The following is a 14,111-nucleotide window of genomic DNA, read 5'->3' as shown; positions in this document are numbered from 1 at the left end:
TAATTAAAAAATATTATGGTACCGGGTCATAACCACCTTTTGAGAATGGATTACACCTCAGTATTCTTTTCATACTCATATAACTGCCTTTAACTGCTCCATATTTTTCAACAGCTTCTATGGCATATTGCGAACAGGTAGGATAATACTTGCACATCGCATATGGTTTCATTGGCGATAAGTACTTGCGGTAGAATTTTACCGAATTAACAATACCTTCTTTTATCATTAATATCCCTCTTTTAACAAAGCATGCATTTTTATAAGATGAAGCATGGATGTTTCTGTATCCTTATATGCTTTACCTCTTAATGCCACTCTCGAAACAAATATTATATCATATCCATCATTAACTTTTTCACTGTTCAATCTGTAACTTTCTCGTATGAGCCTGGCAAGACGGTGCCTTACAATACTATTTCCGACTTTTTTACTTACAGATACACCAACTCTGTTGTATCCCAATTCATTCTTAAGCACATACATTACTAAATACCTGTTGGCATAGGAAGTTCCTTTTCTATAAACCAACTGAAAATCTTTATTTTTCTTTAATGATTCATAATCTTTCATACAGACCTCTCTTTGCCATTAATAACTGACTCTTCTATTTAATAGATTATATTTTAACAACATAATTTATTTTATAATAGAAGAAAAGGCCACAAATATGCGGCCTAGGCTGATAATACTTTTCTTCCTTTAGCTCTTCTAGCAGCTAATACTTTTCTTCCGTTTGCTGTGCTCATTCTTGCTCTGAAACCATGAACTCTTGCTCTTGATTTTTTCTTAGGCTGAAATGTCATCTTCATCTACAAACACCTCCTTATTCTAATGCACCAATATATCTCATATATGGTAAAACCTATTTTTTCTAGTCTACAATAAAACATCAGTACAATTATATTCAAATTTTTTACCTACGTCAAGTGAAAGTTCTTTCTTTATTAAATGTTTATATTTTCCACATTTTTCTAACATCCACATTCTTTCTGATCGAAGTTATCCACATTTTGTGTAAAACTTGTGGATAACTTCTTACTCTTGTGTTGATTTCCGATCTTCATTGTGTATTTTTTGGCTTTTTTTCAACATTTTTCGTGTTCTTATTTTTTTTCAACATGTTCCACTTTTTTGTTTTTCTTATGTGCATTTCTTGTTGATTTGTTGTGTTTTTTAGCTTTTTTTCACTTTTCCCCAATCTTGTTTTTTAACATTATGTTAATAAAAATAGTTCTTATTGACTAGATTTTTTTTAAGTTTACGCATTTATTCACATTGAAATCTTGCTCATTTTAGTTTATTATATAGGATAGAGAACTTTTAAGTAGGGAGATTGTAATGGAGAACGTAATTATTGAAAAATGGAATGAAATACTAATTACATTGAAAAATGAACATGATATAAGTGATGTTTCCTTTAAGACCTGGCTTATGCCTCTTAAGGTTTATTCTGTTACTGACAATCTGGTTACTATTATTGTACCGGATCAACAGCTTGGCCTTGATTATATTAAGAAGAAATATCTTGTTCCTTTAAGTGTTATTATTGCTGAACTCACCGGACATGTTTATGATATTGAACTTGTTACACCTAATGATGTTAAGAATGTTGATCAAAAGACTGTTAAGCATTCTTCTTATATGGATAATGTTATTAATGCAGGGCTTAATCCTAATTATACATTTGATACTTTTGTTGTTGGTGCCAACAATAATCTGGCTCATGCTGCGTCTTTAGCTGTTGCTGAGTCTCCGGCCGAAGTTTATAACCCTCTTTTTATATATGGAGGTGTTGGTCTTGGCAAGACTCACCTTATGCATTCAATTGCTCATTTTATTTTGCAGCATAATCCGGATGCTAAGGTGCTTTATGTAACAAGCGAGAAGTTTACTAATGAGCTTATTGATTCTATTAAAAAAGATTCAAATATTGCTTTTCGTGAGAAGTATCGTAATATTGATGTTCTTCTTATTGATGATATTCAATTCTTAATAGGTAAGGAGAGTACACAGGAAGAATTTTTCCATACTTTCAACACTTTAAGAGAATCTAAGAAGCAGATTATCATATCTTCTGATAAACCGCCAAAAGATTTTGAGACTCTTGAAGAACGTCTTCGTTCAAGATTTGAATGGGGACTTACTGTTGATATCCAGTCTCCTGATTACGAGACTCGTATGGCTATCCTTAAGAAAAAAGAAGAGCTTGAAGGTTATAACATTGATAATGATGTTATTAAATATATTGCTACCAATATAAAATCTAATATTCGTGAACTTGAGGGTGCTCTTACTAAGATCGTTGCTTATTCAACACTTGTTCACAGAGAGATTAATATCCAGCTTGCTGAAGAAGCACTTAAAGATCTTATCTCTCCTGATGTTAATAAAGAAGTAACTCCTGAACTTATCATTCAGGTTGTTGCTGAGCATTTTAATATTTCTCCTTCCGATCTTTCTTCTAAGAAACGTAATAAGGAGATTGTTTACCCAAGACAGATAGCTATGTATCTGTGTCGTACGATCACTGAGACTCCATTGCAGTCTATTGGTGCTTACCTTGGTAAAAAAGATCATACAACAGTTATACATGCTATCGAGAAGATTACTTCCGAGATGAATACCAAAGAAAGTACAAGGAATCTTATAGATATTCTTACTAAGAAGATTAATCCACAATAAGTTATTTTTTTTCGTGGATATCCTGTGTATTTTTTGTTTTTTTGATGTTGATAGTTATTTTTTGATGTTTTTTGCTTTTTTAGCCATTGTTGATAACTTTTTACTTTTTAACATTGTTTTTTTTGTTTTTAACATGGTTTTTAAATTGCTTTTTATGAGTTTTTTTGTGGGCTTAGACCACTTTTCAACTTATTAACATCCCCTACTACTACAACGACTGATTTTTTTTATATTATTTATTTTATTTTGCCCGTTGAAAGGAGTTTTACACAATTATGAAGATTATCTGTACTAAGATGAATTTGCTTAAAGCTGTTAATACTGTTCTTAAGGCTGTTCCTTCAAGAACTACTATGACTATTCTTGAATGTATTTTGATCGATACGAATTCTGGATCGATCAAGCTTACAGCTAATGATACTGAACTTGGTATTGAGACTGTTGTTGATGGTGATATTATTGTTAATGGTACTATAGCAATAGAGGCTAAGATCTTTTCTGAGATCATTCGTAAGTTACCTGATAATGATGTTGTTATTGAGACTGATGATAATCTTGTAACAACTATTACTTGTGAGAAGTCTAAGTTTAGTATTTCTGGTAAGCCTGGTGAAGAGTTTACATCTCTTCCAATGATTGAGAAAGCTAAAGGTATTGTTCTTTCTCAGTTTGCTCTAAAAGAAGTTATAAGACAGACTATTTTTTCAATAGCTGACAATGAGAGCAATAAGATTATGACAGGTGAACTTTTTGAGATTACTGGTAACATCTTAAGAGTTGTTTCTCTTGATGGACACAGAATTTCAATTCGTAAAGTTGAACTTAACAATTCTTACGATAACATGAAGGTTATTGTTCCAGGTAAGACTCTTACTGAAGTAAGTAAGATTATCTCTGGAGAAGTTAATGAAGATATTAATATTTTCTTTACTGATAATCATATTGTTTTTGAATTTGATAATACTACTGTTGTATCAAGATTAATTGAAGGTGAATATTTTAAAGTTGATCAGATGCTTTCAAAAGATTATGATACTAAAGTTGTTATCAATAAAAAAGAAATGCTTGATTGTATAGACAGAGCCACATTAATGATCAAAGAGAATGACAAAAGACCACTTGTTGTAGATATTTCAGATGGTTCAATGGAGATTAAGATCAATTCAGACATTGGTAGCATGAATGAAGATATTGATATTACAAAAGAGGGTAAAGACATAATGATCGGTTTTAACCCAAGATTTTTGATCGATGCTTTAAGAGTTATTGATGATGAAGATGTATCTATATATCTTGTTAATCCAAAAGCACCTTGTTTCATAAAAGATGCTGAAGAAAAATATATATATTTAATTTTGCCGATCAACTTTAATGCCGGCAATTATTAGAAAGAGGGATTATTGTGGAAATTATAAAATTAAGAGATGAGTATATCAAACTTGGACAGGCTCTTAAGGCTGCAGGATTAGTAGATTCTGGTGTTGAAGCCAAGATTGTTATAACTGATGGTGAAGTAAAAGTTAATGGCAATGTTGAGATACAGAGAGGAAAAAAACTTTATGATGGAGATGTTGTTGAGTTTAACAATTCACAGATCAAGATTGTAAAATAGCTGGTGAAGACATGATTATTGATTCTATAATGCTTGAAAATTACAGAAATTATAAGACATTGGAATTGGAATTTGATGCAGGAACCAATATTCTTTATGGCAATAATGCACAAGGTAAGACGAATGTACTTGAAGCTATATATGTTTCAAGTACAACTAAGTCTCACAAAGGTTCAAAAGATCGTGAGATGATTAATTTTGATTCTGATGAAGCTCATATAAAAACTGTATTTCTTAAAAATGACATAAGGTACAGGATAGATGTGCATCTTAGAAAATCAAAAGCAAAAGGAATTGCTGTTAATGGGATTCCGATCAAAAAAGCAAGTGAACTTTTTGGAATTGTAAATGTAGTATTTTTTTCGCCAGAGGATCTTAATATAATAAAAGACGGTCCGGCTGAACGCAGACGTTTTATTGATATGGAATTATGCCAGTTAGATAGTATATATGTTAATAATCTCATTAACTATAATAAGGTGATTAATCAGCGAAACAAATTATTAAAAGATCTGTATTATGATTCATCACTTATGTCAACACTAGATATATGGGATGCACAGCTTGAGAAGTATGGAGTTAACATAATTAAGAGGCGAAGACAATTTGTTGATGAGTTAAATAGTATAATTGGCGATATTCATTCAAGACTTACAGGAGGAGCGGAGACTCTTAGTGTGGTATATGAACCATCAGTCAGCGAAGAAGATTTTTATAAAACTATGATTTCTAACAGAGACAGGGATCTTAGAATGAAGTTGACTATGAATGGCCCACACAGAGACGATATATGTTTTGTAATAAAAGATAACGATATCAGAAAATATGGATCTCAGGGACAACAGCGAACAGCGGCATTATCGTTAAAGCTTTCAGAGATCGAACTAGTTAAGAATATAACGAAAGATACGCCTATTCTTTTGTTAGATGATGTATTATCTGAGCTTGACAGTAACAGGCAGAATTATTTACTAAACAGTATTAATAATATTCAGACTATTATTACATGCACAGGACTTGATGAGTTTGTAAATAATAGATTTAACATAGATAAGATATACAGAGTTGTAAATGGAATAATTAATAGTGAAAATTAAAGATAGTTTTCATAGATCAGGAGGAAGAAAATGAGTGCTGAGTATGGAGCAAATCAAATTCAGATATTAGAAGGTCTTGAAGCAGTAAGAAAAAGACCTGGTATGTATATTGGAAGTACATCATCAAAAGGTCTGCATCATCTTGTATACGAGATAGTAGACAATGCAATTGATGAAGCACTTGCAGGATACTGTAATACAATAGATGTAACAATTAACAGTGATAATTCAATAACTGTAATTGATAATGGACGAGGAATACCGGTAGGTATTCATCCAAAAGCTGGAATACCGGCCGTAGAAGTAGTATATACAATACTTCATGCAGGTGGTAAGTTTGGCGGTGGCGGATACAAAGTATCCGGTGGATTACATGGTGTAGGTGCATCTGTAGTAAATGCACTTTCAGAATGGCTTGAAGTAACAGTATATCAGGATGGTAAGATTCACAAACAGAGATATGAGAGAGGAAAAGTAATGTATCCTCTAAAAGTGATCGGTGAATGCGATAAAGATAAAACAGGAACATCTGTAACATTTTTGCCTGATAAAGAGATATTTGAAGAGACAGTCTTTGAATTTGATATTTTACAGCAGAGATTAAGAGAGATGGCTTTTCTTACCAAAAATGTAAAGATAATATTAAGAGATGATCGTGAAGATAAAAAAGAGATGGTATACCATTACGAAGGTGGAATTAAAGAATTTGTAGAATATCTTAATAAGAGCAAGACACCTTTATACGAGAATATTATCTATTGTGAAGGAAAAGTTAATAATGTATATGTTGAAGTAGCAATGCAGCATAATGATGGATATACAGAGAGCACATATAGTTTTGTTAATAACATCAATACACCTGAAGGTGGAACACATCTTGTAGGATTTAGAAATGCAATAACAAAGACATTTAATGAATATGCAAAAGCTAATAAAATATTAAAAGATACAGATCCTAACCTTACAGGAGATGATATAAGAGAAGGACTTACAGCGATTGTAAGTGTCAAGATAGAAGAGCCACAGTTTGAAGGACAGACAAAGCAGAAACTTGGAAACAGTGAAGCAAGAGGAGCTGTAGACAGCGTAGTAAGTGAACAGCTTACATACTTCTTAGAACAGAATCCGATTGTAGCAAAGACAATATGTGAAAAATCAATTCTTGCACAGAGAGCCAGAGATGCAGCAAGAAAGGCAAGAGATCTTACACGTAGAAAGACAGCACTTGAAGGAATGAGTCTTCCAGGCAAATTAGCAGACTGTTCAGACAAAAATCCTGAAAACTGTGAAATATATATAGTTGAGGGTGATTCTGCCGGTGGTTCAGCAAAAACAGCCAGAAGCAGAAGTACACAGGCAATTCTTCCACTTAGAGGTAAGATACTTAACGTAGAAAAAGCAAGACTAGACAAGATACTTGGCAATGCAGAGATAAAAGCGATGATAACAGCATTTGGTACAGGAATACATGAAGACTTCGATATAACCAAATTAAGATATCATAAGATTATAATTATGACAGATGCCGATGTTGATGGTGCTCATATAAGTACACTTTTACTCACATTCTTCTACAGATTTATGCCAGACCTTATAAAAGGTGGATATGTATATCTTGCACAGCCACCACTTTACAAAGTAGAACGTAACAAGAATGTATATTATGCATATAGTGATGATGAACTTAATAAGATATTAACAGAGATCGGTAGAGATCAGAATAATAAAATACAAAGATACAAAGGTCTTGGAGAGATGGATGCAGAGCAGCTGTGGGAAACTACAATGGATCCTGAAAAACGAATTTTAAGAAAAGTAATGATTGACGAAGAAACATCATCTGAGATCGATCTTACATTTACAACTCTTATGGGTGATAAAGTTGAGCCACGAAGAGAATTTATTGAATTAAATGCAAAATATGTAAATAACCTTGATATCTAATCAACATAAGAACATATATAACTTTTAATAATACGATATCATAAATGGGAGAAAAATAACTCTCCCATTTGCATAATTGCAAAAAGAAAATGGAGGAAATATAATGGACGAGAATATCTTCGACAAGATTCAGGAGGTCGATCTTAAGAAGACCATGGAAATATCATATATTGACTATGCCATGTCAGTAATTGCATCAAGAGCACTTCCAGATGTAAGGGATGGTTTAAAACCCGTACAAAGAAGAATTCTATATGCAATGATCGAACTTAACAATGGCCCGGATAAGCCACATAGAAAATGTGCCCGTATCGTAGGTGATACAATGGGTAAATACCATCCACATGGAGATAGCTCAATATATGGAGCACTTGTTAATATGGCACAGGACTGGTCAACAAGATATCCACTTGTAGATGGACATGGTAACTTTGGCTCAGTAGATGGAGATGGAGCTGCCGCCATGCGATATACAGAAGCAAGATTAAGTAAAATATCAATGGAGATGCTTGCTGATATCAACAAAAATACAGTAGACTTTATACCAAACTTCGATGAGACAGAAAAAGAACCAGTAGTTCTTCCATCAAGATATCCTAATCTCCTGGTTAACGGAACATCAGGAATAGCAGTAGGTATGGCAACCAACATACCACCTCATAATCTACGTGAGATAGTTAATGCAGTAGTTAAGATAATTGATAATCATGTAGAAGAAGACAGAGATACAGACATTGATGAGATACTAAAAATAGTAAAAGGTCCAGACTTCCCAACTGGTGCAACAATCCTTGGAACAACAGGAATTAATGAAGCATACAGAACAGGACGAGGCAAGATAAAAGTAAGAGCAGTTACAGAAATAGAAGCAATGCAAAATGGCAAGAGCAGAATAATAGTAACAGAATTACCATATCTTGTTAATAAAGCAAGACTTATCGAGAAGATAGCAGAACTTGTAAAAGAAAAGAAAATCGATGGAATAACAGAACTTCGTGATGAATCAGATAGACAGGGAATGAGAATCTGTATAGAACTTAGAAGAGATGTTAATGCGAATGTAATACTTAATCAACTATATAAGCATACACAGTTACAAGATACATTTGGTGTAATAATGCTTGCGTTAGTAGACAATCAGCCAAAAGTATTAAATTTAAGTCAGATGTTAAATCACTACCTTGATCATCAAAAAGATGTAGTAACAAGAAGAACAAAATATGACTTAAATAAAGCAGAAGAAAGAGCACACATATTAGAAGGATTAATAATAGCACTTGATAACATAGATGAAGTAATTAAAATAATAAGAAATTCAGAAAATGTATCAATAGCAAAAGCAAGACTCATCGAGAACTATGCTCTGTCAGAGACACAGGCTCAGGCAATTGTAGATATGCGTCTTAGAGCACTTACAGGACTAGAAAGAGAGAAACTTGAGAATGAATATAAAGAGCTTGAGAAAAAGATCGAATACTTCAAATCAATACTTGAAGATGAGAAAAAATTGTTAAACGTAATAAAAGAAGAGATACTTCTAATAGCAGAAAAATATGGTGATGACAGAAGAACATCAATAGGATATGACGAATACGACATCACAATGGAAGATCTTATTCCAGATGAAGACACAGTAATAGCCATGACTAACCTCGGATACATAAAGAGAATGACACCAGATAATTTCAAGAGTCAGAATCGTGGTGGTAAAGGAATAAAAGGAATGCATACAATAGAAGATGACTATATAGAAGATCTTTTAATGACAACAACACATCACAGCCTTATGTTCTTTACTAACTATGGACGAGTATACAAGATAAAAGCATATGAGATAGCAGAAGCAAGCAGAACAGCAAGAGGAACAGCTATAGTTAATATTCTTCAGCTTATGCCACAAGAAAAGATCTCAGCAATAATACCAATTGGCGAGACAGATGATAACAACTATCTATTTATGGCAACTAAGAATGGTATTGTTAAAAAGACAAGCATAAAAGAATATAACAACATAAGAAAATCTGGAATTCAGGCAATAACACTAAAAGATGATGACGAACTTATTGAAGTAAAACTAACAGATAGCAAAAAAGATATCTTCTTGGTTACAAAACTAGGTATGTGTATCAGATTTAGTGAAGAAGACGTAAGACCTACCGGAAGAAGTGCAATGGGTGTAATCGGAATGAATCTGTCACCAGATGATGAAGTAATTGGAATGCAGCTCGATACACAGGGCGATTCATTACTTATAGTATCAGAAAATGGTATAGGAAAGAGAACACTCACAGAAGAATTTACAGTACAAAGAAGAGGCGGAAAAGGCGTAAAATGTTATAAGATCAATGATCGAAGTGGCAATGTAATCGGAGCAAAAGCCGTAGATGACACAAGAGAGATTATGCTTATAACAACAGAAGGAATAATAATACGATTAATGGTAAAAGATATCTCAACACTAGGAAGAATAACATCTGGTGTAAAACTTATTAATCTTGATGACAACGTAACAGTTGCAAGAGTAGCAAAAGTAAGAGAAGAAAAAGAAGTTCAAAATGGTCAGGAAAATGACTTAGAAGAACTCGATTTAGAAAAACCAGAAAAAGATAATGAATAATGCTTAACTAAAAAAGTGAAACAACGTTAACAAATAAGCTTAACTAGAAAAGCAAGTAACACCAACCAATAATATAAATACAAAGCCTAAGGTAAGTATAAATAATAAAAAACAGAGATTAGAATTGCTAGTTATAATATTATTATACTTGCCTTAAGCAAAAAATGCACCTTATTCGAAACATAATAAGGTGCATTTTTAATAAAACTCAGCAATTTCAACAACATGTAGCCTTATCTGTACATTGCTAGTTCAATGCTGTCCATATACTGTCCAAGTGACATATTAAAACTCTTATAATCTGCTGTTTTAAACTCATCTGTCATACATGGAACCGTAACATCAACAAACTGCATCTGATTATAAAAAGTTATCATTACAGGACATTTTACAATGGTAGATAATCCTCTGATAACCATTGAACTGCGTTCATCAAGTTTTAATATGTCATCTGGATTAGATATGCTTACCTGCATGCCATCAGTTAACAGTTCAGCATTGTTATAATATTGATAAACAGAATTAACAGCCTTGCATATCTGTTGCCATCCGATGCTATAAGTTAAATTCCACCTTGAACTAAGCCAACCATTATTTTCTTTTACATCTAATAAAACCATAATATTCCTCCTAATATAAAGCCTAATATGTTTTTAATATTAACATTCAAATTATATCAAAATCATATATGTTCAACAATAGAACATATATCCCATAATAAAAATGCAATTTAAATATACATTAACATTGCTATGTAAATACATAAGTATAATTGTATATGGAAGCCTGTTTTGATATAATTAAGAAAAAATCTATTATTAGGAAGGAGCAATTAAAATGGGATTTTTTTCAAAAACAGTAATTAAGGAAATGCAGTTACCATATATAGTTGATGATTTTACTGAGCCAAAGCTTGATGATGCAGCAGCCAGTATAAGCATAGAAGTATACGCTCATATAGATGGAGAAAATAAATATCTGTATAATACTTTTATGATATCTGCTCATGAGATGTGCGATGATAAAACATATTACAAAATGCTTGAAGAAATAAAATTATGTGAAGATAAGCATGTAAATGTTAAACTGAAATATCGTAACGAAAAACTAAAAGCATTTGAAATCGATATTAAAGATCTGGCTGAAAGACTAAAAGATGATAGATTTTTAAATCTGGAGACTGTTGGATGGGGGATAAATGACAAAAGTTGTAAAAATATTTAAGCAAATACTGGATGTGAATAAAAATGTTTTCAGCAAATACGAAACGTAAATAAAAGCAGTTTCAGCAAGTACAATATGTAAATAAAAACGGATTCAGCAAATATGAGCTGTAAATAAAAGCAGTTTCAGCAAGTACAATATGTAAATAAAAATGGATTCAGCAAATATGAGCTGTAAATAAAAGCAGTTTCAGCAAGTACAATATGTAAATAAAAATGTTTTCAGCAAATATGAGCCGTAAAAAAAGCAGTTTCAGTAAAAACTAGATGTGAATAAAAATGTTTTCAGCAAATACGAGACATAAATAAAAGCGATTTCAACAAATACAGGACGTGAATAATCATCAATATATAAAAAATTAGAAAAATCATAATACATATACAAAATATATACTTAATTCATCAGCAAAACGTAAATATTAATTCTAGTAATAAATAAGATAAAAAAATATAATAACAAAAAAGTATCAATAACAAACAAAAATAAGTTACAATATAAATGTAAAATGCTAAACAGCTAAATTGATTGTATCATTAAGTAACTAAGATAAAAGTATGCAAAAAAAGTTTAATAAAGACATTATTAAATAACAAAAACAAATTAAATAACAAAACAGCTAGAATAGCAGCATTATAGAATAAAAACATTACTAAGCAAAGACAGATACAGCTAAATGATACAATATAGCTTTGCAATTACCTAAAATATGGATTAGATAAAAGGAGTAAACATAATGAGAGAGATAAACGCAACCGAGATAACAAAAAATATAAAAGAAATGTGTATACTTGCCAATCATTATATGGCAGATGACATGAAAAATGCACTCAATAATGCAATAAATACAGAGACAACAGAGCTTGGAAGACAAGTACTTGATAAACTTGAAGAAAATCTGGATATAGCCCAAAAAGAAATGATACCAATATGTCAGGATACAGGCATGGCAGTAATATTCATTGAGATCGGTCAGGAAGTACATCTTGTTGGCGATACATATGAACATGCCATTAATGAAGGTGTAAGAGAAGGATACACAGAAGGATATCTAAGAAAATCAATAGTAAAAGATCCAATATACAGAGAAAATACAAAAGATAACACACCAGCAGTAATACACTATAGCATGGTGCCAGGAGATAAAATAAAAATAACAGTAGCACCAAAAGGTTTCGGAAGTGAAAACATGAGTAAAGTATATATGTTAAAACCTGCAGATGGAATAGAAGGCGTAAAAAATGCAATTTTGACAGCAGTAAAAGAAGCAGGACCAAACGCATGTCCTCCAATGGTAGTCGGAGTAGGAATAGGAGGAACATTTGAAAAATGTGCAATAATGGCAAAAAAAGCATTAACAAGAGATTTGAATATAAAGCCTGAAAAAGAATATGTAAGAAATCTAGAAGAAGAGATGCTTGAAAAAATAAATGAAACAGGAATAGGACCAGCAGGACTTGGTGGCAAGAACACAGCCCTTGCAGTAAATATTGAGACATATCCAACACATATAGCCGGATTACCAGTTGCAGTAAATATATGCTGTCATGTAAACAGACATATAACAAGAGAAATATAGATAAAATTGCACAGAGTGGTTGTTTTTTGAATTTTCAAGTATATGAAATATAATAAATTCAGCAAATAATTAGTAAAGTATAATTAATAGCATAATAACTTGAGAATATTTAACAAGAGTATAATTACTAATATGATACAGTCGGCAAATACTTTACCAATATTATAATTATACAGGTAAATAAAACAAAATAAACAGGTACAAAAAGGAGTAACAAATGGAAAAACATATAACAACACCATTAACAGAAAATAAGATAAAAGACTTAAAAACAGGAGATTTTGTATATATAACTGGAACAATATATACAGCAAGAGATGCAGCACATAAAAGGATGGATGAGACACTAGACAAGAATGAAGAATTACCGGTAGAGCTTAAAGATAATATAATATACTATCTAGGACCATCACCTGCAAGAGAAGGCAAAGTAATCGGATCAACAGGTCCAACAACAAGCAGTCGTATGGATAAGTATACACCAAGACTCCTTGACAGAGGATTAAAAGGAATGATCGGAAAAGGAAAGAGAAGTAAAGAAGTAATAGAAGCTATAAAAAGAAACCATGCAGTATATTTTGCAGCAATAGGTGGTGCAGGAGCTTTACTATCAAAATGTATAAAAGAAGCCAAAGTACTTGCATATGATGATCTTGGAACAGAAGCTATAAGAGAGCTAAGAGTAGAAGAATTACCGGTAATAGTTGTAATCGATTCTAACGGCAATAATCTGTATGATGAAGTATTGATAAATAAGAATAAGTAATTTCCATACATGATTTTCGGAAATAGTAACTTCCACGATAAGTCATATAGGGGAGGAAGTTAGTTTTACAAATGAGGTTAATAAATAATAAATAAAAAAATGAAAAAAACAGTTGACATATTTAATTATGTTTAGTATAATAATTTTTGCGTCACAGCAGTGAAATTAATAAAGTTATTTAATTCGGAGAAGTACTCAAGAGGCCGAAGAGGTGCCCCTGCTAAGGGTATAGGTCGTTAACGCGGCGCGAGGGTTCGAATCCCTCCTTCTCCGCTTTGATATCTTTATTGAAGGACTAAGAAGACTGAATTTAACTGGGGAATTGATTTTCACATCGGTTAAAAATAAAAAGTTTTCAAAAAAAGTTCTTGACAGACAATCACGAACGTGATAAGATATAAAAGTTGCTGATGAACAGTAACAAACACAGAACTTTGAAAACTAAACAATAAAACAACCTTGAAAATTCCGGTTCCAACGAAGTTGGAACGAGAACATTTTTGAAAAAGTTGTGCTGAACTTAAAACAGTAAAAACGAGGATAAATTAGCCAAGAGTTGATTTTGAATCAGATTCAAACTTTATTTGAGA

General features: G+C 32.0%; 13 protein-coding genes and 1 tRNA gene. 10 read left to right on the top strand and 4 right to left on the bottom strand.

Annotation, left to right across the window (positions count from 1 at the left end):
- Positions 1-13: 13 nt before the first annotated feature.
- From yidD to rpmH, 3 genes are all read right to left on the bottom strand, one after another.
- On the bottom strand, positions 14-229 hold the full coding sequence (yidD, locus tag KQI85_RS10880) for a membrane protein insertion efficiency factor YidD (protein ID WP_216576119.1): 216 nt from the start codon (positions 227-229) through the stop codon (positions 14-16).
- Positions 229-573, bottom strand: a complete 345-nt coding sequence (rnpA, locus tag KQI85_RS10875) for a ribonuclease P protein component (RefSeq protein WP_216576118.1) — start codon at positions 571-573, stop codon at positions 229-231. Before rnpA ends, yidD begins: the two co-directional genes overlap by 1 nt.
- A gap of 104 nt (positions 574-677) precedes the next feature.
- Positions 678-812 (bottom strand): 50S ribosomal protein L34, encoded by a 135-nt coding sequence (gene rpmH / locus KQI85_RS10870; RefSeq protein ID WP_216576117.1) that lies wholly within the window; start codon positions 810-812, stop codon positions 678-680.
- Positions 813-1,341: 529 nt separating this feature from the next.
- Here rpmH and dnaA point away from each other — a divergent pair.
- From dnaA to gyrA, 6 genes are all read left to right on the top strand, one after another.
- A complete protein-coding gene (gene dnaA / locus KQI85_RS10865; RefSeq protein WP_216576116.1) occupies positions 1,342-2,685 on the top strand; it encodes a chromosomal replication initiator protein DnaA in 1,344 nt (447 codons plus the stop codon).
- Positions 2,686-2,960: 275 nt separating this feature from the next.
- Positions 2,961-4,073, top strand: a complete 1,113-nt coding sequence (gene dnaN / locus KQI85_RS10860; RefSeq protein WP_216576115.1) for a DNA polymerase III subunit beta — start codon at positions 2,961-2,963, stop codon at positions 4,071-4,073.
- Between the two features lie 14 nt (positions 4,074-4,087).
- Positions 4,088-4,297, top strand: coding sequence for an RNA-binding S4 domain-containing protein (locus tag KQI85_RS10855; RefSeq protein ID WP_216576114.1), 210 nt, complete (start codon positions 4,088-4,090; stop codon positions 4,295-4,297).
- 11 nt (positions 4,298-4,308) lie between these two features.
- A complete protein-coding gene (gene recF, locus KQI85_RS10850; RefSeq protein WP_216576113.1) occupies positions 4,309-5,394 on the top strand; it encodes a DNA replication/repair protein RecF in 1,086 nt (361 codons plus the stop codon).
- 30 nt (positions 5,395-5,424) lie between these two features.
- Complete coding sequence (gyrB, locus tag KQI85_RS10845) at positions 5,425-7,338, top strand: DNA topoisomerase (ATP-hydrolyzing) subunit B (protein ID WP_216576112.1); 1,914 nt, start codon at positions 5,425-5,427, stop codon at positions 7,336-7,338.
- Positions 7,339-7,441: 103 nt separating this feature from the next.
- Complete coding sequence (gyrA, locus tag KQI85_RS10840; RefSeq protein WP_216576111.1) at positions 7,442-9,955, top strand: DNA gyrase subunit A; 2,514 nt, start codon at positions 7,442-7,444, stop codon at positions 9,953-9,955.
- Between the two features lie 233 nt (positions 9,956-10,188).
- On the opposite strand, the gene KQI85_RS10835 is transcribed toward gyrA, so the two are convergent.
- Positions 10,189-10,575: a hypothetical protein gene (locus KQI85_RS10835; protein ID WP_216576110.1), complete on the bottom strand. Its 387-nt coding sequence runs from the start codon at positions 10,573-10,575 to the stop codon at positions 10,189-10,191.
- Between the two features lie 217 nt (positions 10,576-10,792).
- Here KQI85_RS10835 and KQI85_RS10830 point away from each other — a divergent pair, with 217 nt between their 5' ends.
- The 4 genes from KQI85_RS10830 to KQI85_RS10815 all read left to right on the top strand — a co-directional run bounded on the left by KQI85_RS10830 (position 10,793) and on the right by KQI85_RS10815 (position 13,794).
- Positions 10,793-11,179, top strand: a complete 387-nt coding sequence (locus KQI85_RS10830; protein WP_216576109.1) for a hypothetical protein — start codon at positions 10,793-10,795, stop codon at positions 11,177-11,179.
- 733 nt (positions 11,180-11,912) lie between these two features.
- Entirely contained in the window at positions 11,913-12,755 is an 843-nt protein-coding gene (locus KQI85_RS10825; protein ID WP_216576108.1) for a fumarate hydratase, read from the top strand.
- A gap of 217 nt (positions 12,756-12,972) precedes the next feature.
- Positions 12,973-13,521 (top strand): Fe-S-containing hydro-lyase, encoded by a 549-nt coding sequence (locus KQI85_RS10820; RefSeq protein ID WP_216576107.1) that lies wholly within the window; start codon positions 12,973-12,975, stop codon positions 13,519-13,521.
- Positions 13,522-13,706: 185 nt separating this feature from the next.
- Positions 13,707-13,794: transfer RNA gene (locus tag KQI85_RS10815), tRNA-Ser, on the top strand.
- Positions 13,795-14,111 lie beyond the last annotated feature (317 nt).

It is taken from the genome of Falcatimonas sp. MSJ-15, assembly GCF_018918265.1.
In the GTDB taxonomy this organism is placed as follows: Bacteria; Bacillota; Clostridia; order Lachnospirales; family Lachnospiraceae; genus Falcatimonas.
Note: the sequence above shows the minus strand (reverse complement) of the source record. Positions and strands in the feature narration are given on the sequence as shown.

Bases quoted from the DNA above. Each gene is read 5' to 3' on its own strand.
- yidD (WP_216576119.1), bottom strand. From the start codon at position 229: ATGATAAAAGAAGGTATTGTTAATTCGGTAAAATTCTACCGCAAGTAC.
- gyrB (WP_216576112.1), top strand. From the start codon at position 5,425: ATGAGTGCTGAGTATGGAGCAAATCAAATTCAGATATTAGAAGGTCTT.
- recF (WP_216576113.1), top strand. From the start codon at position 4,309: ATGATTATTGATTCTATAATGCTTGAAAATTACAGAAATTATAAGACA.
- gyrA (WP_216576111.1), top strand. From the start codon at position 7,442: ATGGACGAGAATATCTTCGACAAGATTCAGGAGGTCGATCTTAAGAAG.
- rpmH (WP_216576117.1), bottom strand. From the start codon at position 812: ATGAAGATGACATTTCAGCCTAAGAAAAAATCAAGAGCAAGAGTTCAT.
- KQI85_RS10825 (WP_216576108.1), top strand. From the start codon at position 11,913: ATGAGAGAGATAAACGCAACCGAGATAACAAAAAATATAAAAGAAATG.
- dnaA (WP_216576116.1), top strand. From the start codon at position 1,342: ATGGAGAACGTAATTATTGAAAAATGGAATGAAATACTAATTACATTG.
- KQI85_RS10835 (WP_216576110.1), bottom strand. From the start codon at position 10,575: ATGGTTTTATTAGATGTAAAAGAAAATAATGGTTGGCTTAGTTCAAGG.
- dnaN (WP_216576115.1), top strand. From the start codon at position 2,961: ATGAAGATTATCTGTACTAAGATGAATTTGCTTAAAGCTGTTAATACT.
- KQI85_RS10830 (WP_216576109.1), top strand. From the start codon at position 10,793: ATGGGATTTTTTTCAAAAACAGTAATTAAGGAAATGCAGTTACCATAT.
- KQI85_RS10820 (WP_216576107.1), top strand. From the start codon at position 12,973: ATGGAAAAACATATAACAACACCATTAACAGAAAATAAGATAAAAGAC.
- rnpA (WP_216576118.1), bottom strand. From the start codon at position 573: ATGAAAGATTATGAATCATTAAAGAAAAATAAAGATTTTCAGTTGGTT.